We start from the raw sequence: 26,990 nt of genomic DNA, 5'->3' as shown, positions 1-26,990 counted from the left end.
TTATTTGCTTGATAGACTAGTTAGGGAAAACAGTGCCGTCCTTAAAAAGCGCGGACAGTTTATATTGGTTAATTAAATTAATTGCCGCTTCAATATCAGGGGCAAAATAACGGTCTTTATCATAGTAAGCCACTTGGTCACGTAATGTTTTACGTGCTTTCTCCAAGGTTTCACTCGATTTCAAACCTTCGCGGAAATCCATTCCCTGACACGCTGAAAGCCATTCAATGGCTAAAATACCCGTGACATTCTTTGCCATTTCCCATAAACGACGACCCGCGGCAGGCGCCATCGAGACATGGTCTTCTTGGTTGGCTGATGTCGGCAGGCTATCAACACTCGAAGGATGGGCTAATGCTTTGTTTTCACTGGCTAATGCAGCCGCGGTGACTTGAGCTATCATAAAACCTGAGTTAACCCCCCCATTATTCACTAAGAAAGGAGGCAACTGTGACATGTGGGTATCCATCAATAATGCAATACGGCGTTCAGATAACGCACCGATTTCCGCTAACGCAAGCGCAATATTATCGGCTGCCATAGCAACAGGCTCTGCATGGAAGTTACCACCTGAAATAATATCGCCATTATCGGTAAAGACTAGCGGGTTATCCGACACGGCATTTGATTCAATTAAAATCACTTCAGCGGCTTGGCGAATTTGGGTTAAACAAGCCCCCATCACTTGTGGCTGACAACGTAGTGAATAAGGGTCTTGCACTTTCACGCAGTTCTCATGGGACTTCGCCAACTCACTGGTCGGTGATAAAACATCACGGAACATCGCCGCAACATCAATTTGCCCTTTTTGCCCTCGAACCTCTTGCACGCGTGCATCGAACGGTTTACGAGAGCCCAGTGTGGCTTCAACACTAAGCGCACCACAAACAATACCAGATAACAGCAATTTTTCTGCTTCAAATAACCCTTTCAACGCGAAAGCCGTGGAGGTTTGCGTACCGTTTAATAGGGCTAAGCCTTCTTTAGCTTCCAATTTTAGCGGGGTCAACCCTGCTTTTTCTAACGCTTTTTTCGCTGAAATCCATTTGCCTTCATAGCGGGCTTTCCCTTCTCCTAACAGAATTAGGCTCATATGTGCTAATGGCGCTAAGTCGCCAGAAGCTCCCACAGAACCCTTCGCAGGAATAAATGGATAAACTTGCGCATTCACTAATGCAATCAAGGCATTAATGACTTCAAGACGAATACCCGAGAAACCACGAGCTAAACTATTAATTTTGAGCACCATGATTAAACGCACGAGGTCGTCATCTAACGGCTCGCCAACACCCGCAGCATGAGACATCACAATAGAGCGTTGTAATGATTGCAAATCTTTAGTTGCAATGCGGGTATTGGCAAGCAAACCAAAACCTGTATTGATACCGTAAGCGGTTCTATCTTCTTCAATAATTTTATTGACCGTTGCAACGCTTTTTTCAATAGCCGCGTGAGCGCGTTTATCCAGTACCACTGTTACTGCCTGTTGGAAAACAATGCGGAGGTCTTCGAGTGTCATTTTTCCTGGGTGAATGGTTAACTTAGTCATCATGGCACTCCTTAACGTGTTTTAATCATTGGTAAATTAAGATTTTTTTCCTGCGCACATGCGATAGCGATGTCATAGCCCGCATCGGCATGGCGCATGACACCGGTTGCCGGGTCATTGTGCAACACTCGGGCAATACGCTCTGCTGCTTCATCCGTTCCATCACACACAATCACTACCCCAGAGTGCTGAGAGAAGCCCATACCTACGCCACCACCGTGATGTAAAGATACCCACGTCGCACCACTGGCTGTATTTAATAACGCATTGAGTAACGGCCAGTCTGAAACGGCATCAGAGCCATCTTTCATGGATTCTGTTTCACGGTTTGGGCTGGCCACTGAACCTGAATCCAGATGGTCACGACCAATAACAATCGGGGCCGAAACCTCACCGCTTCTTACCATCTCATTGAATGCTAAACCTAATTTAGCGCGGTCCCCAAGCCCTACCCAACAAATACGTGCTGGCAAGCCTTGGAAGCTAATACGTTCACGAGCCATATCCAACCAGCGATGTAAATGCTTATCATCCGGTAGCAGCTCTTTCACTTTCGCATCGGTTTTATAGATATCTTCAGGATCCCCTGATAACGCGACCCAGCGGAATGGGCCAACACCGCGGCAAAATAGTGGGCGAATATAAGCAGGCACAAAACCAGGGAAATCAAACGCATTCTCTACGCCCATTTCCAACGCCATTTGGCGAATATTGTTCCCATAATCAAACGTAGGAATGCCTTGTTGTTTGAACGCTAACATGGCTTTAACATGTTCAGCCATGGATTTTTTCGCTGCCAACGCGGTGGCTTGGGGCTCTTGGACACTGCGCTCACGGTACTCTTCCCAGCTCATCCCAATTGGCAAATAACCATTTAGCGGGTCATGAGCACTTGTCTGATCGGTCACCATATCCGGTTTTACACCACGTTTGACAAGCTCAGGCAGAATTTCAGCGGCATTGGCACACAGTGCAATAGAAATGGCTTTTCCTTCCGATGTATATTTTTTAAGACGCGCTAATGCATCATCAAGGTCGGCCGCTTGTTCATCCACATAGTGAGTTCTTAAACGGAAATCAATACGGCTTTGCTGGCACTCAATATTCAATGAGCATGCACCAGCCAATGTTGCAGCAAGAGGTTGCGCTCCCCCCATTCCACCCAAACCTGCAGTCAATACCCAACGCCCGGTTAAATCACCATTAAAGTGCTGACGAGCGGCTTCCACAAAGGTTTCATACGTTCCTTGAACAATGCCTTGGCTACCGATATAAATCCAGCTACCTGCCGTCATTTGCCCGTACATGGCGAGGCCTTTCGCATCCAACTCATTGAAATGCTCCCAGTTTGCCCAATGTGGCACTATATTTGAGTTAGCAATTAAAACACGTGGAGCATTTGCATGGGTTTTGAAAACACCGACGGGCTTACCTGACTGAACCAGCAGTGTTTCATCACTCTCGAGTTGTTTTAAGGACTCAACAATTTGGTCATAGCATTGCCAATTACGTGCTGCACGCCCGATACCGCCATAGACCACTAATTCATGAGGATTTTCTGCAACATCAGGATCAAGGTTATTCATTAACATGCGTAATGGGGCTTCTGTCAGCCAACTTTTGGCATTTAATGTGTTTCCCCGCGGCGCCCTAATTTCGATATTTCGATATTTATTATTCAGTGCTGTCACTTATATACCCTCTTTTATCTGTCCATTAGCTACCTTTTATTGTTCTTATAGATATAGTTGTATATACATGTACGATCAATCAATCTTTTAACATAAAGATTAAAAAAATATGATATAAAAATATTTTTATTCAAATAAAACAATTGGATATAAAATGAACCTGATATTTTTGTGTGTGTTTTTTATTCTAAATATGCTTGTTGGATCACATTTAATTCACAATAAATTCACACGAAATGGGTATGAAAGGAAATCACTCGATACGATAAGCGGAAAATATGTTGTATATCATTCCGCCCATACTTTTACGTGGAGAAATAACTTATGACGTGAAACTACCTTTAAGCTTATAGCGGTGACCAGGAAACAATAGTTTGGTACTTGTCACCGTGAAAGACTGGGACCAAGTACGCCTTGTAATTAACAAACAAGATGCACCTATGGTAATTTGCAATAACCTCGCTGAGCGCTCATCTGCCTCTACGGCCTCAACAATATGCTCCCCTTGTGTTAAAGGAGCGACTTGAGACAAATAATCATGCGGTGTAATCGATGAAAAATTTTGCTTTAAATAGTCAGGTGCTGCTAAGGCATTGACATATCTGTCTTCAATTTGTACAGGGACATCATTTTCTAAATGTACAATAATAGAATGAAACACGGCGCTATCTGGGCTGATATTTAATTCATTTGCGAGCGCTGGAGACGCTTGTATTTCTTCGAGTTTAATGATCCTGCAACTGTATTTATGGTTTCTTGCCAGTATTTCGGCTTCAATACTGTGTATTTCAAATAGTGCGGATTGCCCCTTTGGCTCAGCCACAAACGTTCCCACACCTTGCAAGCGAACCAATAACCCTTCAGCCGTTAATTCACGTAGTGCTCGGTTAGCGGTCATCCGGCTACATTGAAACTGTGTCACGAGCTCAGACTCAGATGGAATACGGTCATTTGCCTTCCACTCTGCCGTATGGATCTTTTCAATTATCGATTGTTTTACTTGCAAATAGAGTGGGAGCGGTGCCCCCTGTTTATCCTTTTTATCGGCTGTCACAGTCATTTCCAATTTAATGATTAAAATCTTAAGTATTAATATGCTATTCATTGGATAGCATACAACACGACCTTAGTGCTATCGGACATTTTTTATCCTGACAGTCGCGAATAAAAACATCATGCTTAATTATTAAGCATTCACATAATTAAACGATGTAATTTTAATAAAAACAAACAAAAAACAGAAAATATTTAGGGTAAATTGCGGCAAACAACATCATTTACCACTATTAATTATTGTTATTTTCGTAGCTAGAACTGCGGGTCACATATATCACCCGTTTCGATGGGTAATTTTGCCTTCATGCACTCTAATGAACAATGGATTACTCCCTTGTTCATAAATCATTTCGACAGGCTCTTGCGCATTCCACACAACAAAATCAGCAACAAAGCCCGTTTTCAATTGCCCATGGCTATTTTCACGGCCTAACGCCTTTGCAGCGTTACGTGTCACGCCTGCCCATATCTCCTCCGGTGTCAGCTTAAATAGGACGGCCGCCATATTCATAATAATACGTAATGAGGCAAAAGGACTGGTGCCCGGGTTAAAATCCGTTGAAACTGCCATAGGAACATTGTGTTCCCGCAACAGCTCAATTGGCGGTAACTTGGTTTCCCGTAAAAAATAAAATGCTCCCGGTAATAAAACTGCAACCGTTCCACTCGCTTTAAGTGCTTTAATCCCTTCTAGGTCTAGATATTCAATATGGTCAACTGACAAACCTTTGTAACGAGCAACCAACTCGCTCCCACCTAAGTTTGATAACTGCTCCACATGCCCTTTCACTGGGATCCCTAATTTCTGAGCCGCTGAAAATAATTTTTCACTTTGAGAAAGGGAAAACCCTACACTTTCACAGAAAACATCTACCGCCTCAAACAGGCCTTTTTCCCATAATTCAGGCATGATTTTTTGGCAAATCAAATCAATGTATTCATCAGGTCTATCTTTATATTCAACGGGGACAGTGTGAGCGGAAAGCAGGGTTGAACTGACTGAAATAGGATATTGTGCAGATAACTGTTTCGCGACTTGTAATTGTTTTTCTTCATTTTCATAGTCAAGCCCATAACCTGATTTCATTTCAATACTTGTCACGCCTTCTCGAATTAATGCTTCGAGCCTTGGTTTAGCTCGTTCAAACAATTCGTTCTCGCTCATCTTGCGAGTTTCACGCACAGTAGAATTAATTCCACCACCTTGAGAACTAATGGTTTCATAAGAAACCCCATTCATTCTCTGTTCCCATTCAGAAGCACGGTCACCGCCAAAAACTAAATGTGTATGGCAATCAATTAATCCGGGCGTTATTAATTTACCTTTGACATCAATAACCTGGCAGTCATTTAATTCAACTTCCCGAGAAGGAACAATTGCAACTATTTTATTATCACGGACAACTAAATCATGGTGTTCAACAAGTCCATAAGGGACCGATAGTTCTGGGTCCATAGTGGCAATACGGCCATTACGCCAAACGATATCTTGTGAGTGTGTTTTGAATACCATCGTTTTTCCTATTGTTATTGAATTCAGTTTTAATCATTGTATTAATAAATAGTATAGATATGTATATACAATTAGACTAGCAAGTCCCCTTTTGTCAATGCTTACCTGTAAAAAGGTTATAAAAATGTTACTTCACGCGAACAATCTACGATTATCACCATTCATTAAAAATGAGTTACACTAGCAACCAGAAAAATTAATCACAAAAATACATTACTAAAATTATGAAAAAAAAATTTGGTCTAGAAGATGAAGATATTCGTCTTTTCAAAGAAGCCATTAATGGAGCAAAAAAAATCCGTCAGGACCAAGTCCTGCACGCACCTGTACGTGCCAAAGTGACACAAGCATCAAATAAAAAAGTCATGCAAGAACAGGTTGACGCCTCTTTTTATTTTTCAGATGAATTCCAGCCTCAACTTGAAAATGAAGGGCCTACACGTTATTTAAGGCCAGAAGCCAACCCTTATGAATTAAAGAAACTTCGTCGGGGTGACTACGTTCCCGAGCTATTTTTAGATTTACATGGCTTAACACAAATGGAAGCAAAACAAGAAATTGGCGCGCTTATTGCGGCCTGTAAGCGTGAAAATGTCTATTGTGCCTGCATTATGCACGGCCATGGCAAGCATGTTTTAAAGCAGCAAACACCACTATGGCTTGCCCAACATCCTGATATTATTGCTTTTCACCAAGCACCTAAAGAATGGGGTGGTAATGCTGCCTTATTACTACTTATTGAAACTGCAGAGAGCGCTCGCCGTTAAGCGCTCATACTGTTCTGTATTATTTAGCAAACAGCAATTGTGATGGGCTCAACATCCATTCGAAATGACTTTTCTGATGAGCCACATCAATATCTACGCATGCAACTGTTGATGTGGTGAACATAGGTGGTTCTTTATGTGGGCACAGCTCCGATACTAAATAACCAACCAGCGGTAAATGAGATACAACTAATATCGCATTTGCACCTAGCACAGCAAGGTCTCGAATATGATCAGCCACAAATTCAGCATTCCCTCCAGGTGTTAATTGCCCTAAAATTTCCGACTTTGCTGGCAAATCAAGGTATTGACTCACAACCTGCCTAGTTTGTTCGGCTCTTAAATAAGGGCTTACTAACACCGAATCAATCTTAATACCTTGGTTCTGTAACCATTGAGCCATTAATACTGAGTCGTCTTTTCCCTTTTGAGTCAATGGGCGCTCAGCATCGCTAGGCGCTTGTATCGCTGCATCACCGTGACGCATAATGTAAACTTGCATAATCCACCATCTGAGTAACCTACCTTATTAAGGTGGTTATTCTTTTGTTGTTAAGATAATTGTTGTAAAAGTAACCATCAGTTGGGGTGAAATGTGATTCTGCATGAAATGACCAACAAAGAAAATGATTTGGGTAGATTTTTATGTATGTTTCTTTAGCTGGCTATGTTGTGGGCTAAAGTTTGCTATTTATTATCAATCAGTTAAAGATAATATAATTATTTATTCTAATCATGCGAACTTTACTTAAAAAAGCCTGATAACCAAGAATATATTTGGCATCAGGCCTTGACTAGTTTTATTGAATCAAACAACCATCGGCTAATAGTCTACCCTGCTATGCCATTATTGTTCGTTACTTAGTTTTGTTGCGTTAACCTCATCTTCTGCATTTGCAGAAAAAAAGGTTTGATTATTTTCTGCCATGTTACATAGCAATTCACAAGGCTCGAATTTATCACCATATTTCACAGCGAGGTTATTCAGGGTTTCCACGGTTTTTGCAATCCCCAAGCTATCCATATACCTGAATGGGCCACCAAAGAAAGGCGGGAAACCGATACCAAATACCGCCCCCACATCCCCATCACGCGCACTTTTAATGATATTTTCATCAAGACAACGGGCAGCTTCGTTAAGCATCATCATAACGCACCGCTGTGCAATATCCGCTTTAGTTAGTGTATTGTTGGGAACTACGCCAATCAGTGAATAAATGGTTTTATCAACTTGACGTTTATTGGCTTTTTTCCAAAACCACAACTTATTTGTGTGATGACCATATTCATAAAAACCTTTGCCGTTTTTCTTCCCTTTTCGGTCATCTTTAACGACTTTATCGAGTAAATCAGGGGCTTTAAAACGCTCACCAAAACGCTCAACTAAAATCGGTAAAATTTTAGTCCCTACATCAATACCGACTTCGTCTAATAGATTAAAAGGCCCGACAGGGAAGCCAAATTCAACTAAAGCACGGTCAATATGCTCTATTGATTCACCTTCAACAAGGCATCGGGCGGCTTCACATAAGAATGGCGCTAAAATACGATTTACATAGAAACCTGCATCATCCCCTACAACAATCGCTGTTTTGCCTTGGCGTTTTGCCAAAGCAACAACAGTTGCAATCGTTGTTTCATCGGTGTGTTGATGAGGGATGACTTCAACCAGCGGCATTTTATCCACTGGACTAAAATAGTGTAAGCCAATAACTTTTTCAGGATGGGTCGCATTCTGTGCAATTTGGTGAATAGGTAAAGATGATGTATTAGAAGCAAAAATGGCTTGTTGTTTCGACATCTTTTCAACTTCAGCAACCATTTTTTGTTTTAGTGCTAAATCTTCAAATACCGCCTCAATAATAACATTAGCGTTTTCAAGACCTTGATAACTTAATGTGCCTGATACTCTAGCCATAACGGCTGCACGCTCTCGAGCTAATAACCGCCGCTTGATAACTCGCTGAGTCAGCAGATCCCAGCTATAGCGCAAGGCTTGGGTAACACCTTTGTCTGAAATATCTTTAATACGAACGGGTAATTTACCTTGAAAAGCCGTGACATAAGCAATTCCGCCCCCCATCAACCCGCCACCAAGCACACCAACTTGATTAATCTTCAAGGGTGTTGCTTGTGCACCCGTTTCATTTTTTAACGCAGTAACCGCAAAAAATAAATTACGTAATGCAGCAGACTCTGGTGTCATCACAAGCTCACCAAAGGCTTTCGCTTCTTCTGCATAACCGGCTTGCAACCCTTTATTCATTCCTGTTTTCACAACATGAATAATTTTTTCAGGGGCTGGGTAATGGCCTTTGGTTTTGCTGAGTGCTTTTTGTTTGGCGCTATCGAACACTTTATTGCGAAGTAATTTGCTGCTTAATAAGCGCTGTTGCCAATGAATAGCAGGACGCTGAACGCCCCCTTTTTTCACCATTTTAACTGCAACGTCGAGTAAAATAGACTCAGGAACCACATCATCAACCAACCCTAATTTCAGCGCCTGTTTGGCTTTTAACTGACGACCTGTCAGCATTAAATCCAATGCATGTGGAATGCCGATCAACCTAGGTAAACGCTGCGTTCCTCCGGAACCGGGTAACAATCCCAATTGTACTTCGGGTAAGCCTAATTTCGTTTTATTATCATTTGAACAAACTCGTGCATGACATGCTAAAGCAAGCTCTAGCCCACCCCCTAAACACGCACCATGTATCGCAGCAATAATAGGCAAGGGGTAATTATCGATTTTATCAAATAATACATGGCCTGCTTTTGACAACTCACTGGCTTGGGCTTTATTTTCACAGCCAGCGATCATGCTAATGTCCGCACCTGCAATAAAATTATCTTTTTTCCCTGAGGTAATAACTAACCCTTTCAGGCCAGAGGTAGACTGCGCTTGCTGTAAAATCGCAAGGAATTGCTCCGCAAACTCAGCTTTTAATGTATTGACTTTTTCATTGGGAACATCAATGAAAATCACCCCCACGTTTTCGCCATAAATTTCTAAGCTAAAAGCCTGTTGTGTTGTTTCTCTTGCAACTTCTGTAGCAGAATTTTGAGCCATTATTCCACCTCTAAGATCATAGCTGCACCTAAACCACCCGCAGCACAAGCTGTTGTTAAACCAAAACCACCACCCCGTCTGCGCAATTCATTTAGGGTTTGAGTCACCATTCGTGCGCCTGTAGCCGCAAATGGGTGCCCATAAGCGATAGAACCGCCTAAGACGTTAAATTTAGCCATATCCACTTCGCCAATTGCGTTATCCATTCCCAGTTTCTCCTGAGCGAATTTACGGCTACCAAACATGTGTAAATTAGCGAGCGTTTGCGCAGCAAAGGCCTCATGCATATCAATCAGGGATAAGTCTTGCAACGATAGCCCTGCACGTTTTAATGCGAGTGGTGTGGCATAAGAAGGCCCTAATAGCATATCTTCCCATACGTCTATCGCTGAAAACGCATAGCTTCGAATGTAGCCTAACGGTGTATAACCCAACGATTTCGCACGAGATTCTGTCATCATCAACACTGCTGCGGCGCCATCGGTCAGCGGAGTACTGTTTGCGGCGGTAACACTACCGTGTTTACGGTCAAAGGCAGGTTTTAATTTCGCATAAGATGATAATACTGAGTTTGTTCGTACATTGTTATCTTGGGAAAATGCTTGCTTAAAGGGAGGCATATACGCAGTCATAACTTCATTATTTAAAGCACCATTTTCCCACGCTTTTGTCGCTAATATATGCGAACGATGGGCGAGTTCATCTTGCTGGGCTCGGCTAATTTGATAACTTTTCGCCATTTGCTCTGCGGTATCGCCCATACGCAGCCCTGTAGAATATTCCGCAACGCCTGGTGCGACTGGCGCTAAATCCTTCAGGCGTAATTTCGTTAACAGGGATAATTTTTGCCCAACAGACTTCGCTTTACTTAATGCTAATAATGTCTCGGCCAATTTTTTTGATACGCCAATAGGAAGCACAGAAGATGAATCGGCCCCGCCAGCAATACCGATAGAAATATCACCTACCATCATACTTTGAGCAACGTTAACAATTGCTTGAAAACTTGTCGCACAGGCTCTTGATACACTATAGGCATCTGTTGAGACACTCATACCTGTTCCAAGAACAATTTCCCGCGCAATATTCGGCGCTTCAGGCATTTGTACTACTTGCCCAAATACCAGTTGCTCAATAAGGTTTTTGTCTAAATCACTGCGGGCTAATAATTCAGCAACGACTGCTTTACCTAAATCGACGGCTGGAATTCCTGCATATGCCGTAGATTGCTTTGCAAAAGGCAAGCGTAGACCACTGACAATGGCGATCCTTTCTTTTGTTTTATCTGTATTTTCACCATGGTGGAGATATTGATTCATGGTCGCTCCTGCTAAAAGCAAAAATGAAAATTATAGTTAACTAACTCACTAAGCGGACAAAGAGGTCTGACCTGTAATGATTGTTAACATAAAATTCACAATTATCAATGGGTATTAATAAAAAATGCGAGCAGGTACGCAACTTAGAGTAAAAACACAGCGATTTGCAATAGAAGAAAGTGAAAAGATAAAGGAAGCCTTTTACCACTGAACGTTAATCACACCATCGTTTTAGTGATAAAAGGCAAATCAGAGTAAATTCAATCGTTTGATTAACGAAGGCCTAATTGAAAAATCAGGCTTTCAGCTTCACAGCTAAAACTAAACTCAGCCGTCAGCTCAACTCCACCCTCTACAGACTTGATAGAATGGGTTATTACACAAGGGTCTGACTCAACAGATTTTGCTTTCTCTGTGAGTGTTTTCAACATGGTTTCTGCTTCACCTTGTGTAGCAAAAACATGCTGATACGAAGCAGTACAGTCTTTATTATCCAATACTGTTCCCACATCTACACAGCAGCAGGCTGCGGTTTCATCCGCGCTACAACGGTTAATCGCATCAGTCATCTTACTCTCCAAATAAACAAACTGTTAAGCTGCTATCATAACGCTGAAAAAGTGCTAAAAACTAGTGTGTATCAAAATATATCGCTAATAATTAAACATAAGTTTGATCTTACCCCGTATTCGTATACTTATTGCTCCCAATTCGTCAGTTTATGTTGCCATTTTGTTAAATGTGTCGCATTTTTGAAAACAAAGTCACAATAACTGCAAAACAAGCTTGCAACATATCAGGTGGTCAGACCTATACTCTAGTAACTGGTCTGATTTGTCATAGCGGCAAGGGACCCTACAATTCTGCGCTTCTTGCGATAGAAGTCGCTTTATTCAAAATAAAACATAAGAGGGTTTTGGTCATGAACCAGAAAAACCTGTTCTCTAGATCAGCTTTAGCAATAGCAGTGGCAATTGTATCATCCAACGCAGGCGCGGCTGGTTTTTTGCTTAATGAATATTCTACATCCGCACTGGGACGCGCGTTTTCGGGGGCTGGTGCGATGGGCGACAACGCAAGTGAGGGAAGCCGAAACCCTGCTGCCATGATGTTGTTTGATCGCCCTTCTCTTTCTATTGGTGCTGTTTATATTGATCCAAGTGTTGATATTAAAGGGCGTGATAACGATATATTTACTTCGAACAATATCGCACCAAATGCTCTTGTTCCTAACGCTCACTTTATCTTTCCTGTCAATGATAAATGGGCGGTTGGTACATCAATGACTACCAACTTTGGTTTAGCCACCGATTTCCCTAAAAATTATGCTGGTGGGCCTGTTGGCGGAAAAACAGATTTAAAAACGGTTAACTTAAATCTAAGCGGCGCCTATCGGTTAAATGATAATTTTAGTTTCGGCTTAGGCGTTAATGCAGTCTATGCTGATGCCGAGATCACTCGCCACTTAGGAGTAAGTGCAAAACAATTGGCGCCTTTCGGTGTGACATCAAGCACAACAGCAGCTAAATTAGAAGGTGATGATTGGGGCTATGGCTGGAATGCGGGTCTTTTATATGAAATCAACCAAGACAACCGCTTAAGCTTCACATACCGTTCAAAAGTTAAAGTTAAATTTGAAAATGGCAAATATACTAATGACATTCCAAAACATCCTCTGCTGAAACCTCTTAATCCAATGGGCGGAGAAACCGTTAAAGGCACGTTGGACCTTAATTTGCCGGATATCTGGGAATTCTCTGGATATCATAAAGTTGCGCCTAAGTGGGCTCTACATTACAGCGTTGCCTATACTGGCTGGAGTGAATTTAAAGAGCTAACCGCTTATCAAAAAAGTGATGGCAAAGAGCTATTCCATAAACCTGAGCATTTCAAAGATGCTTGGCGTTTAGCTTTGGGTACCACTTATTTCTATGACGACAACTGGACATTCCGTACCGGTATCGCCTACGACCAAACGCCTGTTCGTGCAGAGTACCGCTCAATTTCTATACCTGACCAAGATCGCTACTGGTTAAGTGCGGGCTCAACTTACGCATTCAATGAAAACACTTCTGTTGATGTGGGTATTGCTTATATGCATGGCAAGAAGGTTAATATCAATGAAATGTTAAAAGAAGGTGACCCAAGCACAACAACTCGCTTCAAATCTGAAGGTTCTGCTTGGTTATACGGCGTAAACTTCAACTATACATTTTAATTAATTGAATTTTTAAGTATCAGGGAGCTCCCTCCCTGATACTATTTTCAACTTCAACTATCTCATCCCACTAATTTTCAAAACTTAACATAAATTTTCTTGACCCTAACCCGCATCATATGTAAATTAAATGTTAAGCACATGGGTTCACCTCATCATTTCTTTATAAAATACACACTATCGCATTTTTAAGATAAATCGCTTTATATTTCATTAGATTACCATTCATTCTCTGAATGTTCTTATTTGCAAGTACAACCTAATAGCATATTTTATACTGATGATATCCACTAATATGTATGGCTTTTTCATCAAACTGTATTAATCACGCTATATTCTATTATTGGCTAAAGCCGAAAGGCATGTAAAAGAGGCAACAATGACTAAAACTTAGGAGGCTTTATGGGAACACTGTTTACTGTCGGTTTTATTGGTGTATTAGGGGTAATAGCCTTAATTGACACCATCTCTCAACGAGGAAAGCGAGACAATGATTAGCTTTTTATTTATCACTCTCTAGTATCATTCGTATACAAGAGAGTGATAAACCTTCCAAAACAATTCAATATACTAATCTATCGAATCAAGTTGGTCTTCAATCGCTGCTGCATTTGGGTTTTCTGTTGCTTTTAACGCACCACCACTTGATAAAAAGTCATTACGTTGGAAATAGGCTTCTCGCATCATTAAGTACGGGTCTGAAGAGTTTTTCAGTAATCCATCTGAATCTAATAACCTTGCTCGAGTTTCAATTCCTTCCAGTGCCCATTTACCCGCTGACATCCAGAATGTGAGATAGCTTAGCATTGGATATAAATCATCAACTAAGTCCCCCCCTTGTTCCCTCGGTGTTGCGCTACCATATCCTGGCAGTACCACATAGGGGCCATAGCCCACATCGTAATAACCCAATGTATTACCAAAGCGTTTAGGTTCTTCTTTAACTAGCTGAGGATTAGCCATTGATGCAACATCAATGAGTCCCCCCATACCAAAGACGGTATTAAGGAAAAAGCGGTTAAAATGTTTGAAACCTTGAGTGACTTCACCCCGCAAAAAGCTATTCAACATACTTGCAGGTTCTTCAAGGTTAACAAAAAAATTGGTTAATCCATTACGGGCAGGCATCGGGACATAATCATTCCAAGCAACAGCGACTGGCCTTAACACATAAGGGTCGAGGACGTTATAGTTGAAATTAAACATTGCTCGGTTGAACCCTTCTAAGGGGTCTGAACGCTCATGTGTTTCTGGATCAATGCTACTTGCACAACCTGCAATTAGCACCCCTGCCAGAAAAACGCCCGTCATGCGAAACTTCATAACATTTCTCCATTCCCTGCACCGTTCCACTACGGTACTTTCCACTGTAATAACTGTTTTGCTTATAGTAAGGCTAAAAAAAGAATTATGTTAATCCTTTTGAGTTATTTAATTACCTTAAGGATTAATTATACGCCATTTAATCATATTCTTATTATAAGAAAATTGAACAATTAGTACAAAGCAGAAATGCTCGCTTCCCTTAATTATGGAAATGATAATCACCCTATTTTAGAGTAAAAAATAGTCAAAAAAACATTTATGGAAGATAAATTAGATTATTTGCCCGTAACAACTTGATTCAATTAGACCTGAACAGTAAAATGCCTTCGCTGTCATAATTATGACTCCAAAAGTCCCCTTAGTTAAATGGATATAACGAGCCCCTCCTAAGGGCTAGTTGCAGGTTCGATTCCTGCAGGGGACACCACAGCAAGCTAAACCCAGCTATTCCCACCTAAACAAAAACCTCATCAAGCTAGTCATGTCTACTACTCATACTCAATCCCCCCTATAAAGCGAAATACAAGCCAAATCGAAACAGCAAGACACAAAAAAAGCATACGAATTAACCGATACCTAAGGTTTGTATCTTCATATGTCAACAACGGCCCTATGTCTTGGCTTTTAAAATACTAAATCGCCAAAAAGAAAAATTTATAACGATGAAATGCCCCCCAGTAATTAGTTGCCCAACGATTAGTAGAAGGCACTTCATAGGCAGACTTCTTAGTTTATTATTAATTATTCTATTGCTAGATTAATATCCTCGTCGCATTTTCCGCTCTATTTGAATATTCTGACCAGCTTTAATACTGTTTAATGTGCTATCAACGTAAGGGTCATCTTTAGGATTTTCTTTACTTAACTCACGCCCAGAAGATGCACAAGCGGAAAGCATTACTGCAAAAACTATTATAAACAGCCTCATGTCATACCTCATATTTACACTTATATTAAGTTTTAGACCTATATAAGTTTGTAAGTTCAGATCAGCAATCAAACAATATCTAAACATTAAGAAAATAAGAAGTACCATAGACACAAACGCTGTGTTCGCATAAGCCTCGGTTGGTAGTAACCCAAACTTAATCATCTTAAATAAAATTATCGCAAAGATTAGTTATAAAGGCAGGTGCTTGGTAGTAAACCAACTCTATTTATTTTATTTGCTCTAAATGTTTTTTTATCGTATCAATACATTGTTCGGAGTTATCTATGATGATGACTTTAGATGCAAATAAAGGATTTTTAGCAAAGAAATCATCAAGTCTCTTATCAAATTGCTTTGCAAAGCGTAGCAGTTCAATCATATTAAAAAGCGTTTCTTTAGGCCCCATTGTTGTAAATTTCGATGAAAGGTATCGTTTTACAATTCTAAAGACACAAATACGATAAGGTATAATTAAGCGAATAATCAGCGTACAATCGTTAAAAAATGGTATTAAACGCCTATCGTAAGCACCTTCAACTATCCATTCCGTTTTAGACGTTATCGCTGAAACTAAGGCGTTAATAATAGGTTGAGGATTTTTGATATATTCCTGCTGAGTTTTATCCCAATAAATCTCATCATAACCATACACGGGCGTGTTAAATTCATCAGATAACTTGGCAGATAACGTCGTCTTCCCTGCTCCAGATGTTCCTATAATACAAACTTTCATATCTTCTCTTCGTGTATCAAATGCTAGCCGCACAAAATAAATTTAAATGATAACAACAATGTCAACTTACAGCAGATTAAATGCAGTAAATATGATTATGATAATTCAGTTTTAGTGAGATAATGCCTTTCCATGCCTGTCTCTGGGAAATCAGGCAAGGACATTTGTTTTACATATCCTAATTTTTCATAAAAGGGTAAGGCTTGAAAACTGAATGTATCTACTAAACTATGAATACACCCTGATTTTATTGCTTCTCGTTCAGCGGTATACATCAATTTACTGCCTAATCCCGTTTTTCTGGCGTCCTCACTTACCCATAAAAAATCGATACAAAGCCAATTTGCCTTTACAGAAGCCAGTAATCCACCAAGCATAACACCAGAGTCATTTTTAAAATAAACGCCTAACTCACTAAAACGTTCTGCATTCAAATATTGGATATTAAAACTACGTAACCCTGCAAGTAGTTCTTCTTTATCTTCAGTGGTGATTTCATGTGCAACAATAATATTCATTCTATATTCTATTGATAGTCGGATAATAAAGCATTATTTCATACATATTTACTTTGATAAGTAAACAATAAAATATCAGAGAATTGAGTTTACAATTTTAAAATACATCGGTTTCTATAATTTGGGTAATTAAAGCAGTTACAGATAATACTAACGATGATTTTATCATTTGTTGAAAACGGTGTTTTTGCAATTCAATTAATTGGTTATCGACAAGATCCTCTGGTTGATTGAATCTCATCATTTCTGGTAAAGGTTCCATACAATGAAGCATTTTAATACTGCCTAAAATTTCATCATCTGTAAAATTTATATTTAAATTTTCTGCTGATAACGATTCATTCAAAGCAAGAAATAATTCTATATCTTCATAGGTTTCACGAGAAATCGCCCCTAATGCAAATAGAAGTTTCAAACGAACCGATAACTCTCCTAATGGCCCATTTCCAGTTAAAAGTGGTTCAACTGCATATTTTACCGCATAATCATCCTTTCTAAAAACTTTTAACATTAATTTATCAATAGCTTGTGAAATTAAAAGAACGACCTCTTGAACAAATAAATTTACTTCCGGCCGTTGATTTAACCGCTCAAGAATCTGATTTTCAATGTTTTGTTTATTTTCCATATTAGCTTCTTTTATCACTTTATAGCTATACTACTTACTATCATACTGTAGATAGCCATAAAGTGACTGAACCTCAATTAATCAATCTATTATCCGTAATATCACTTGTTACTCAATATCAATAACTGGTATTGGGAACAGATTCTATCAACAACCTCGGGATATTGCTCTAACCCACAAAGCTCAACAACCGCTTGATATATACCTTTGTCAGCAATTAACTTTGCCATTTCATTTGCTTGAGGATCAGCTTCACATCTGAAATGCAATGCGGCAGCAATTCCTATGATCAGATTTTCATTTGGTAATTGGTATTCAAATGTGCCTAACAACGGCTTAATTAAGCGATCATTAGAACTTAACTTTCTCATAGGCTGTCGCCCTACTCGACTAACATCATCTTTTAAATATGGGTTTGCAAAGCGACTTAGTATTTTATCTATGTATTGATTATGTATTTGTGAATCAAAGCCATAACGTTGAATTAAAACTTGTCCACTTTCTTGCATAGCCGATTTAACAACAGTATGGATCCTCAAATCCCCAATTGACTCACTAATTGTTTGGTATCCATATAATTGTCCCAAATACGCTGTCATCGCATGGCCTGTATTTAACGTAAATAGTTTGCGTTCAACAAATGCCATTAGGTTATCCGTTAATTCCATTCCATTGATAATAGGAATATCACCAACAAATTGTGTCTGGTCAACAATCCACTCACTAAAGGATTCGACAGTAACGTCAAGCGGGTCATCATTCGCTGCATCCATCGGAGGAACAATACGGTCAACTGCGGAGTCTACAAAGCCAATATGCTGCTCAACCCATTGATGCAACTCTTCAGGCAATTGAGCCAATACATGTTGCTTTAGTTGGCTAGTTCCTCTTACCATATTTTCACATGCAATAATATTGAGCGGCTGGTTATTTCCCAACGATTTTCTATGAATAATGCCTTTAGCTATCGTTGAGGCAATTTTTTCCAGCACCTGTGGCCCGACTGCTGTTGTAAGCATATCTGCTGTTGCAATAAACTCTATCGTTTTAGGGTCATTACTATTAACAGCGTGAATGTGTTGGACTTTCTCAATACGATTTTCCTGACCAACAACATGAACATTATAAGATTGTTGATGTGCTAATTGGTCAATTAATGGCTGATTGACATCAGTAAAAGTTACTTGTGAATTTGCGTCTGCTAATAATTTACCAATAAAACCGCGGCCTATATTTCCTGCACCAAAATGAATGACTTTCATTATTATTCTCCTCATGCTGCACTTTGAGACGCTAAAATTTCGAGTACTTCCTGAACATCTTGGGTTTCACATAAACGCTCAATAACCCCATCTTCATCTAAAGCGGAAGTAATTCGTGTGATAACTTCAATGTGCTCATTATTTTGTGCTGCAATACCAATAACTAAGCGGGCAATTTCATCAGGTTCTTCACCAAATTGTACGCCTTCAGGATATTGGCAAATAACAATGCCAGTTTTTAATACTCGATCTTTTGCTTCTATGGTGCCATGAGGAACAGCAATAGATTCACCTAGATAGGTTGAAGTCAGTTTTTCGCGAGCTAACATCGCCTCAATATAGTCAGGCTCAACATAGCCACCCTCAACTAATTTTTGCCCCGCAAATTGAATGGCTTGCATTTTATTCTGTGCAGATAGGTTTAAATGAATATGCTTTGCACTCAATGTAAATATCGCATCATCATGATCTTCCATTTCATAGGATTCATCATTTGCTGCAATAATCGTTTGTTTAATCAGTCGTCCATCATTTGCTGCTTTAGGATTTTTTTTAGCTATTAAGTTTGTTACAAGATCATTATACGTTTGGCTATCTAGGAAATTAGTCAACGATATATGCATTGCATTTGGTGCAAATGTTTTCGCTCTTTGTGTTAAATCTTTATGCGTTATCACAATATCAACGTTATCCGGCAGGTCGTTAATTGCCATGTTCGTAACAGAAATTCCTAATAAGCCCGCATCACGCACCTTTTTAGCTAATACCCCTGCTCCCATGGCACTAGAACCCATTCCTGCATCACAAGCTACAATAATGTTGCGTACTTCTGCTAAATTAACAGAGGTATTTTGATTGATTTCTACTGCTGCCGATGATTTTGATTGCGATTTCATATTACGCATTTTTTTCGTAGCATTTTCGAGCTCATCATCATCACCTATGCGAGTTTTCTTTAATAAAATCGCGGAAACAATAAAGGAAACTAACGTCGCACTGGTGACTGATAAAATCACACCGACCAATGATGACTTAGGCGTCATCAGCAGAACTGCAAATATTGAACCCGGTGATGCAGGAGAGACTAACCCAGCATGAAAAAGGTTCATAACAAACACTCCTGTCATCCCACCCAGAATAACTGCAAGAATTAACCGAGGGTTCATTAAGACATAGGGGAAATAAATCTCATGTATCCCACCAAAAAAGTGAATAATTGCGGCTCCTGGTGCAGATTGCTTCGCATTTCCTTTACCAAAAAACATGTAAGCAAGTAAAACACCTAAACCCGGTCCAGGGTTGGCTTCAATAAGAAAGAAAATAGATGCGCCAGTTTCAGTCGCTTGTTGAATACCTAAGGGTGAGAAAATACCGTGGTTAATCGCGTTATTTAGAAATAATATCTTGGCGGGCTCAACAAAAATAGACGTGAGTGGAAGTAAATTATTCTCCACCATCACATTCACGCCTGCTGCCAATATTTTGGATAGCCCCGCAACAAGAGGCCCAATAGCTAAATAAGCCAAAATGACTAATAACATGCCGATAATGCCGGAGGAAAAATTATTCACCAACATTTCAAAACCTGTTTTAACTTTGCCTTCTATCCACAAATCAAAACGTTTTATTGCATATCCGCCTAATGGGCCAGCAATCATTGCCCCCATAAACATTGGCATGTCAGCACCAACAATTACCCCCATTGTTGTTATTGCGCCGACTATTCCGCCCCGCTCTCCACCAACTAAACGGCCACCAGTATAACCGATTAATAGTGGTAATAAATAAGTGATCATAGGGCCAACAAGTTGAGCTAATGTCTCATTAGGCCACCAGCCAGTTGGGATGAATAACGCCGTTATTAATCCCCAAGCGATAAAGGCACCGATATTAGGCATAACCATATTACTGAGGAAACGCCCAAAATTCTGTACCTTTAATTTGATATTTGATGTTACCATGACAGAACCCCGTGGTACGAAAATGATAAAGTTGTAACGTTATCGCCAAATAACGTCTGTGATTTTTTCAACACTTTCACTCTAGCATGAGCTTGATCAGATTCGCACCACGCGGGCCTTTTTGTGACCATCATCACCATCCACCCCCTACTTACCCCATCTTTATATTGACAAAGATCACAAAAAAATCGTGTTACTAAATTACATTGCTCTTTTTTTGCACTAAAAAACCTTTTTTCGTGATTTGAATCACAAAATAAAAATCTCAATTTATCTTAAATTAGTGACAACCATCACGATTTATTTTCTATTTATCTTTTTCTACCCAGTGAACTGCCAACATTTTCTCATCCGCACAGATCATTTCTCAATTTTGTAATAAAATTACTAAACGTATTTTCTATTTCATTATAGCCACTGTCTTTTTGAGATAGTCTTAAATAGAATCAACAGCAACGCATTATTATCAATACATTATTTAGCCTTGCTTCGTCAGGTGTTCACCGATAAATTACCTCTAATTTTCTTAATTAAAATGTGAACATCATGACGTTAACCGTTATTGTTTTTCTTTTGGTTTATATTGCGATGGGCTTTGGTAAGCTACCTGGCTTCAAAGTTGATAGAACTGGCGCTGCGGTTATTGGTGCTTTAGCTATGATGGCTATCGATAGTATTACCCCTCCCCATGCATGGAATGCTATTGATTACCGAACTATTGGTATGTTATTTGGGCTTATGGTCGTTTCTGCTTCTTTCGTTGTTTCTGGTTTTTATAGCTGGACCGCAAACCGGGTAGCCATGCTAAAAGTTTCCCCACCAATATTACTGGCTGTTTTAATTCTTGTCGGCGGCTTTCTTTCTGCATTGCTCACGAATGATGTTGTTGTTGTCGCTATGACACCATTATTAGTATCAATTAGTTTATCTCGCGGTTTAAACCCAATTCCTTTTTTGCTTGGCTTTTGTTTCGCAGCTAATAACGGAGCGGCGGGCTCATTAATTGGTAGCCCACAGAATATGATCGCAGCGCAAGGACTCGATATCTCGTTTGTTGGCTTATTACAGGCGTCTGCAATACCAGCCCTGCTTTCCTTACCATTAACATGGTTGGTACTTGTTTGGTTATATCGTAATCGTTGGTATTTGACTAAAGAAAATGCGCTATCAACTCCCCCTAAAACCACCCAAGAAACATTAAATGTATGGGAAACAGCAAAAGCTGGCGTTATTACTTTCGCAGTTATCATTACCTTTATTGTGACAGATATTCCTAAAGAACTTATAGCGTTAACGGCTGCTGGATTTTTATTATTAAATAGATCCATTGCCTCGAGTGATATGCTTAAACTCGTCGATGGCAATCTTTTATTACTCATCATGGGATTATTTGTCGTCAATGCCGCTTTTGCCGCCACAGGTCTTCCTCAGCAATTATTAACTGATTTGCGAAGCTATGGTGTGGATCTCAACAATCCATTAGCCCTATTTTTAGTTACTGGTGTTCTAAGTACTATCGTTGGAAACAACCCTTCAGTCATGTTACTCGTTCCCTTCTTAACACCTGAAGGTAATGCCGATTCGTTAGGAGCCGCTCTCGTTTTGGGTTCTGGTTTTTCAAGCAACTTACTGGTTTTCGGTAGTCTTGCTGGCATTATTGTGGTCGAACAATCAGCGGCATATGGCGTGAAAATTTCTTTTGGTGAGTTTTCTAAATCAGGGGGAGTTGTAGCACTCTTGTGTATGTTATTAGCTGCTGCATGGATTTTATTTGCTTTATAGTCGTTTTAGCCAATCTGCTATTACATTAGCAGATTGGTTATAATTATAAATTCTATGGCAGTATTGCAAAAGAACGAACAGGAAAACCACTAGCATTGTTTGGTTTAGCAACAATATTAAAAATTACAGCACCACGAGTGGGGACTTGGTCCAAATTAGCCAGTAATTCAACTTGGTATGTATCCTGTTCTAATACATAATACTCACCAAGTAACGCATTATTTTTTCGAAAATCTTTTGCTGCATCAGTATCAAATGTTTCATGGCCAATCGCTTTTATTCCGCGTTCTTCAAATAAAAATTTAAGTGCATCCATTCCCCAACCCGGTATTTGGTTATTGCCCTCGTCATCTTTATTATCCATCAGCTCTTGTGATGGCCAACGTTTACTCCAGTCAGTACGTAATGCAACAAAACTCCCTGATTCAATTCGGCCATATTTCGCTTCAAAATTAAGGACATCATCAAGAGAAAATGCAAAATTAGGATCTTCTTTTGCCCTTTCAGACTGGTCAATAACAATCAATGGCAGAACAAGTTCTTTTAATTCAAGCTCATGTAAATAACGTTTCCCTTCAACGAAATGACAGGGAGCATCAATATGGGTGCCATATTGTCCTGGAAATGTAAATTGCTGTGCAAAGAAACCTTCTGGATAGCCAAATAATGTTTTAAACTCAGCAGAGTCAAACATAAAAAAATGCGGTGAGTCTTTATCGAAGCTATGTGTCAAATCAACCCATTTTTTAGATTTTATTACATTAAATGCATCAATTAATTCATTGCTCATATTTTCCCCTGTCAGTTCTATTTTCTAAATAAAATTATCTACAGACTATTTTTATAATGCCTTTCCTAACCTATTAAATAACGAAAAAACATCCTGTTGTCTACAAATTCAACACGAATCTTTTTCATATTAAATCAGTAAGATATTTATCTTTTATAGCAAAAAACCACTAATTAATAAAAATTAGTGGTTAACATAATATTAATAATAAAAAAATAGACTAGGATTTTATTTAGGGTATTTGTTCCAGCTGTCAGGTTCAATAAAACCATCATAAATACGCTGAGAACGAATATAATCTGCATACTCTTTAGATTCAAAAGCTTCTTTCAAATCTTTTGCCCACTGAGCATCTAGGTCTTTTTGCATGACAGTCACAATAACGCGATGCTCTAGCGGTGAGTTTTCTACAACTAAACCATCAGCAATACGTTGGCCAGCACTTGCCACATAGTTACCATTCACAACAACAAAATCAACATCATCTAATAATCGCAACCCTTGAGCCGCATCGGTTTCTCGAATATCTAAGTTATATTCATTTGGGGAGATATCATTAACACTAAAACTTAATGTACTCACATCAGGCTTAATTGTAATCCAACCTAACTTTTCCAGGATCCTAGCGCCACGCTCTGCATTAACGGGGTCATTAGATAACGCAACAATCATACCATCTTTCACATCATCCAGCGTTTTATGTTTATTTGACCGCAGGCTTTGAGGCGCACTCGGTGAGTCTGTCAATGCCACCATGTTAATATTATTTTTTTTGTTATAAGCCTCCATATAGGCACGGCTTTGATTTACAGAAGCATCAATAGAGCCTTCTTCAAAAGCAGGGTTTATTTGCCTATTCTGTGAAAATTGGCGTAAATTAACGGTATAACCTTTTTTTTCTAAAATCGGTACAATACCTTTATCCACTTGGTCAATATAATTGCCAACACCAAAGCCTATTGTAATTTGTTTTTTATTAGGATTATCTTTTTCACTATTATCGCCACACCCAGCCAACACAACTAAAGCAGTAGTAATTAAAGATAAACCTATTATTTTTTGTTTTAACATATGTAACAACCCTGTAAAGATATTTTGGGCAGTATAATCATAATTAAAGAGCACAACTTAGACTATATCGTTATAACTTAATACAAAAGTAATATAAGAGTCACTTGTAATTCTTTTTGGTTATAAATATATAACAAATAGATCGTTCGATTAGTGATGTGATTGATATGTAATGAAGGAGATAAAAACGTTTAAAAAAAGTGAGTTGCTTTATGACTATTTCCTATAATGATGTAATTAATTATTTAACTAATTTAACACCAGATTCCAATCTAGCTAAAATTCGCCATGAACGCTCAGTCGCGACTGAAAATACTCAAGCCGTATTTGAAGCTATTTTTTCTACGCCATCGACACTTCTCACAAATGATGTGAAATATTATTTTGCTCATGAAGTCGCGAAAATAACGGGAAGTCCCCGTCTCGCTGAATTTTATTTGCAATTAATAGACTCAATTCCTGATGAACCTCTTACCCAACCACTTTCCACAGCAAAAGAATATCTGCAAATTTTAACGCAATCACCTAAAGACACCCATTACCAATTAATTGCTGCATTAACTGAACAAGGTTGGCAAGAGAGTGACATCATTTTACTTGCCCAATTAATAACTTATGTCACCTATCAAGCTCGGCTAATCGAAGGGATCCTTTTACTGACAGATAATAGCAGCCTTACAAGTAATTCGTCCAAAGTTGTGGCTGGTAAATGGAACCATCAACTATTAACCCGAAAAGGGAACTCTTCTCCAACCGCTTTTACACAAGATAACTTAGGATGGGAAGCTTGGATTTCAGCAAGGGATACGAAGACATTGTCTGTTGAAGAAGCTCAGGTTATGAAAAAATTTGGCCAATTAAACTCTGAATATTTTTTACTACTCGCACATCAAAGCAAAATTTTAGAATTACGAACCTTAGTTGACCGTGGGGTATTTTACACCACTGAAGGGCTACCTCGTTGGGAGCGGGAATTCGCTGCGGCGGTAACGAGTAAAGTTAATGGCTGCATTTATTGCGCTTCTGTTCATGCAAGAAAAGCCAGTCAGTATGCAAAAGAACGACGCACTGATGTCGATAAGCTATTAGCCACTGCGACCGGTTCAATTCTTGCTGAAGGCTTTGATGACAGATTGTTAGCCATCACAGACTTAGTCGCATCCTTGTCTGCAACCCCTATCCAAGCCACAGCACCACAAATAAAAACACTACAAACTTTGGGCTTATCTGAACTTGAATTACTCGATTTAGTTCAATCGACGGCCTTCTTTTCATGGGCAAACCGCTTGATGTTATCGCTGGGTGAACCCTTTGAAATAGTAGAAGGTAAGGAGTAATTCAATGGAACTGATTATGGGTTTAGAGGCATTAGAAGCGCAAATAAAACAAGATTTGCAGTATCTAAATTTACCAATAACGTCTTGGTCATTATCAAAAAATAACCCTGAAAACCAAGTTGTTGATGTCGCTATCATTGGTGCGGGTATGTCAGGTATTACAGCAGCATTCGCCCTGAAATTACGCGGTATCAACGCGATTGTTTTCGATCAAGCCCCTGCCGGCAAAGAAGGCCCATGGCAAACCCCTGCACTAATGGAAACACTACGTTCCCCAAAACATGTGGTTGGCCCTGCGCTTGCATCCCCCTCTTTAACTTTTCAGGCTTGGTTTAAAGCCCAGTTTGGCATTCAAAAATGGGATGAACTCGATAAAATCCCACGTTTGCAGTGGGGAGAATACTTGCAATGGTATAAAACCATGACAGAACCCTATGTGCTTAATCAATATCGGTTAGTGGATGTGCAATTAAACGATAACTACCGTGAATTAATTTTTGATACCCCAGAAGGAACGGTCAGTTATCAAGCGCAACATGTTATTTTATCGACGGGTATGGAGTCTTTTAGTGAAGCTAATATCCCTAGTTTTATGAATGATATCCCAACGACCTATTGGGAACATTCATATGCAGGTACTGACTATCGTCGTTTTAAAGGCTTAGACATTGGTGTTGTTGGTTATAGTGCCGGCGCTATGGATAGCTCAGCAACGGCATTAGAAAATGGTGCTAATTCGGTTGAAATTTTAATTCGTGCTAGCGACATGCCCCGAGTAAATCGAGGAAAAGTTGCTGGAAGTGCAGGATTTACCAATGCGTATGCCTATTTTACAGATGCTCAGAAGTGGCATTACACCGATTATGTTGCCAAAGCCAAAACGCCAGCTCCCCATGGCAGCACGTTGAGAGTTTCTCGCCATAAAAATGCTTATTTCAATTTCAATACCCAAGTTAAATTTATTGAATTGAAAAATAAAAAATTGCATGTCACAACAACGACAGACAAATTCGTATTAGATTATTTAATCTTGGCAACTGGCTATCGGATTAATTGGTCCAAACACAGCGCTTTTCATCAATTATCTCCGCTAGTTAAAACATGGGGGGATGCATACACGCCATCCATTCATGAAGAAAATGCAGAGTTAGCTTCACACCCTTATTTAGGTAATCATTTTGAATTTCAAGCTAAAAACAAGTCAGACACATTAAAAATCAATCAGTTATATTGTTTTAACTTAAGTGCATCGCTTAGTATGGGCCCGGTCATAGGGTTAATCCCTGGAACGAATATTGGGGCAGAACGATTGGCTGACCATATTGCAGCTCAATTGTACTTGAGTCATCAAGAACAACACCTTGAGCAAGTCAAAAATAGCCAAGAAGCTGAATTATTGGGGGATGAGTGGCAACCCGCTGTACCGCCTTCAGAACGTGTGAAATTAGCTGATAGTGTAGAGTAGATT

The 26,990-nt window shown here is 39.5% G+C and carries 21 protein-coding genes and 1 tRNA gene; 6 read left to right on the top strand and 16 right to left on the bottom strand.

Annotated elements, in window-relative coordinates:
* Positions 1-16: 16 nt before the first annotated feature.
* From hutH to hutI, 4 genes are all read right to left on the bottom strand, one after another.
* A complete protein-coding gene (gene hutH / locus PZ638_RS07900; protein WP_164561095.1) occupies positions 17-1,549 on the bottom strand; it encodes a histidine ammonia-lyase in 1,533 nt (510 codons plus the stop codon).
* Positions 1,550-1,560: 11 nt separating this feature from the next.
* The gene (gene hutU / locus PZ638_RS07895) at positions 1,561-3,240 is read right to left on the bottom strand and encodes a urocanate hydratase (protein WP_094962702.1); all 1,680 of its coding nucleotides are present in this window, start codon (positions 3,238-3,240) and stop codon (positions 1,561-1,563) included.
* A gap of 322 nt (positions 3,241-3,562) precedes the next feature.
* Positions 3,563-4,300: a histidine utilization repressor gene (gene hutC, locus PZ638_RS07890; RefSeq protein ID WP_196724298.1), complete on the bottom strand. Its 738-nt coding sequence runs from the start codon at positions 4,298-4,300 to the stop codon at positions 3,563-3,565.
* Positions 4,301-4,570: 270 nt separating this feature from the next.
* On the bottom strand, positions 4,571-5,809 hold the full coding sequence (hutI, locus tag PZ638_RS07885; protein WP_112307554.1) for an imidazolonepropionase: 1,239 nt from the start codon (positions 5,807-5,809) through the stop codon (positions 4,571-4,573).
* 224 nt (positions 5,810-6,033) lie between these two features.
* Between hutI and smrB the strand changes: the two genes are divergently transcribed.
* Positions 6,034-6,576 carry an endonuclease SmrB gene (gene smrB / locus PZ638_RS07880; protein WP_004257192.1) on the top strand — a complete coding sequence of 181 codons (543 nt, stop codon included), beginning with the start codon at positions 6,034-6,036 and terminating at the stop codon, positions 6,574-6,576.
* A 19-nt stretch (positions 6,577-6,595) separates the two neighbouring features.
* Here smrB and sixA read toward each other — a convergent pair whose 3' ends face one another.
* The 4 genes from sixA to PZ638_RS07860 form a co-directional block, all read right to left on the bottom strand.
* Positions 6,596-7,078, bottom strand: a complete 483-nt coding sequence (gene sixA / locus PZ638_RS07875; protein ID WP_004257190.1) for a phosphohistidine phosphatase SixA — start codon at positions 7,076-7,078, stop codon at positions 6,596-6,598.
* Between the two features lie 345 nt (positions 7,079-7,423).
* A complete protein-coding gene (gene fadJ / locus PZ638_RS07870; RefSeq protein WP_144140975.1) occupies positions 7,424-9,646 on the bottom strand; it encodes a fatty acid oxidation complex subunit alpha FadJ in 2,223 nt (740 codons plus the stop codon).
* Positions 9,646-10,965 carry an acetyl-CoA C-acyltransferase FadI gene (gene fadI / locus PZ638_RS07865; RefSeq protein WP_094962705.1) on the bottom strand — a complete coding sequence of 440 codons (1,320 nt, stop codon included), beginning with the start codon at positions 10,963-10,965 and terminating at the stop codon, positions 9,646-9,648. The genes fadJ and fadI overlap by 1 nt, the downstream gene beginning before the upstream one ends.
* Before the next feature lie 272 nt (positions 10,966-11,237).
* The gene (locus PZ638_RS07860; RefSeq protein ID WP_004257173.1) at positions 11,238-11,534 is read right to left on the bottom strand and encodes a YfcZ/YiiS family protein; all 297 of its coding nucleotides are present in this window, start codon (positions 11,532-11,534) and stop codon (positions 11,238-11,240) included.
* A gap of 353 nt (positions 11,535-11,887) precedes the next feature.
* Between PZ638_RS07860 and fadL the strand changes: the two genes are divergently transcribed.
* On the top strand, positions 11,888-13,183 hold the full coding sequence (gene fadL, locus PZ638_RS07855; RefSeq protein ID WP_094962706.1) for a long-chain fatty acid transporter FadL: 1,296 nt from the start codon (positions 11,888-11,890) through the stop codon (positions 13,181-13,183).
* Positions 13,184-13,753: 570 nt separating this feature from the next.
* On the opposite strand, the gene mlaA is transcribed toward fadL, so the two are convergent.
* On the bottom strand, positions 13,754-14,506 hold the full coding sequence (gene mlaA / locus PZ638_RS07850) for a phospholipid-binding lipoprotein MlaA (RefSeq protein ID WP_004912414.1): 753 nt from the start codon (positions 14,504-14,506) through the stop codon (positions 13,754-13,756).
* Positions 14,507-14,861: 355 nt separating this feature from the next.
* Between mlaA and PZ638_RS07845 the strand changes: the two genes are divergently transcribed.
* A tRNA-Arg gene (locus tag PZ638_RS07845) sits at positions 14,862-14,936 on the top strand.
* Positions 14,937-15,666: 730 nt separating this feature from the next.
* Here PZ638_RS07845 and PZ638_RS07840 read toward each other — a convergent pair.
* From PZ638_RS07840 to PZ638_RS07820, 5 genes are all read right to left on the bottom strand, one after another.
* Complete coding sequence (locus PZ638_RS07840; RefSeq protein WP_094963172.1) at positions 15,667-16,173, bottom strand: P-loop NTPase family protein; 507 nt, start codon at positions 16,171-16,173, stop codon at positions 15,667-15,669.
* Between the two features lie 95 nt (positions 16,174-16,268).
* Complete coding sequence (locus PZ638_RS07835) at positions 16,269-16,691, bottom strand: GNAT family N-acetyltransferase (RefSeq protein ID WP_272674752.1); 423 nt, start codon at positions 16,689-16,691, stop codon at positions 16,269-16,271.
* Between the two features lie 97 nt (positions 16,692-16,788).
* On the bottom strand, positions 16,789-17,319 hold the full coding sequence (locus PZ638_RS07830; RefSeq protein WP_036958979.1) for an MltR family transcriptional regulator: 531 nt from the start codon (positions 17,317-17,319) through the stop codon (positions 16,789-16,791).
* 101 nt (positions 17,320-17,420) lie between these two features.
* Positions 17,421-18,581: a mannitol-1-phosphate 5-dehydrogenase gene (locus PZ638_RS07825; protein ID WP_036958981.1), complete on the bottom strand. Its 1,161-nt coding sequence runs from the start codon at positions 18,579-18,581 to the stop codon at positions 17,421-17,423.
* 11 nt (positions 18,582-18,592) lie between these two features.
* Entirely contained in the window at positions 18,593-20,542 is a 1,950-nt protein-coding gene (locus PZ638_RS07820) for a PTS mannitol transporter subunit IICBA (protein ID WP_144140973.1), read from the bottom strand.
* A 546-nt stretch (positions 20,543-21,088) separates the two neighbouring features.
* Here PZ638_RS07820 and PZ638_RS07815 point away from each other — a divergent pair.
* Positions 21,089-22,324 (top strand): ArsB/NhaD family transporter, encoded by a 1,236-nt coding sequence (locus tag PZ638_RS07815; protein ID WP_094963175.1) that lies wholly within the window; start codon positions 21,089-21,091, stop codon positions 22,322-22,324.
* 52 nt (positions 22,325-22,376) lie between these two features.
* Here the strand turns inward: PZ638_RS07815 and PZ638_RS07810 are convergent, their stop codons facing one another.
* Both PZ638_RS07810 and PZ638_RS07805 read right to left on the bottom strand, forming a co-directional pair.
* Complete coding sequence (locus PZ638_RS07810) at positions 22,377-23,114, bottom strand: cyclase family protein (RefSeq protein ID WP_110591943.1); 738 nt, start codon at positions 23,112-23,114, stop codon at positions 22,377-22,379.
* A gap of 228 nt (positions 23,115-23,342) precedes the next feature.
* Complete coding sequence (locus tag PZ638_RS07805) at positions 23,343-24,185, bottom strand: MetQ/NlpA family ABC transporter substrate-binding protein (protein ID WP_094963177.1); 843 nt, start codon at positions 24,183-24,185, stop codon at positions 23,343-23,345.
* 212 nt (positions 24,186-24,397) lie between these two features.
* Between PZ638_RS07805 and PZ638_RS07800 the strand changes: the two genes are divergently transcribed.
* Together PZ638_RS07800 and PZ638_RS07795 are read left to right on the top strand one after the other, a co-directional pair.
* On the top strand, positions 24,398-25,522 hold the full coding sequence (locus tag PZ638_RS07800) for a CMD domain-containing protein (RefSeq protein ID WP_206277871.1): 1,125 nt from the start codon (positions 24,398-24,400) through the stop codon (positions 25,520-25,522).
* 4 nt (positions 25,523-25,526) lie between these two features.
* Entirely contained in the window at positions 25,527-26,987 is a 1,461-nt protein-coding gene (locus PZ638_RS07795; protein WP_206277870.1) for an FAD/NAD(P)-binding protein, read from the top strand.
* Positions 26,988-26,990 lie beyond the last annotated feature (3 nt).

Origin of the sequence: Providencia hangzhouensis (genome assembly GCF_029193595.2) — a bacterium.
In the GTDB taxonomy this organism is placed as follows: domain Bacteria; phylum Pseudomonadota; class Gammaproteobacteria; order Enterobacterales; family Enterobacteriaceae; genus Providencia; species Providencia hangzhouensis.
Note: the sequence above shows the minus strand (reverse complement) of the source record. Positions and strands in the feature narration are given on the sequence as shown.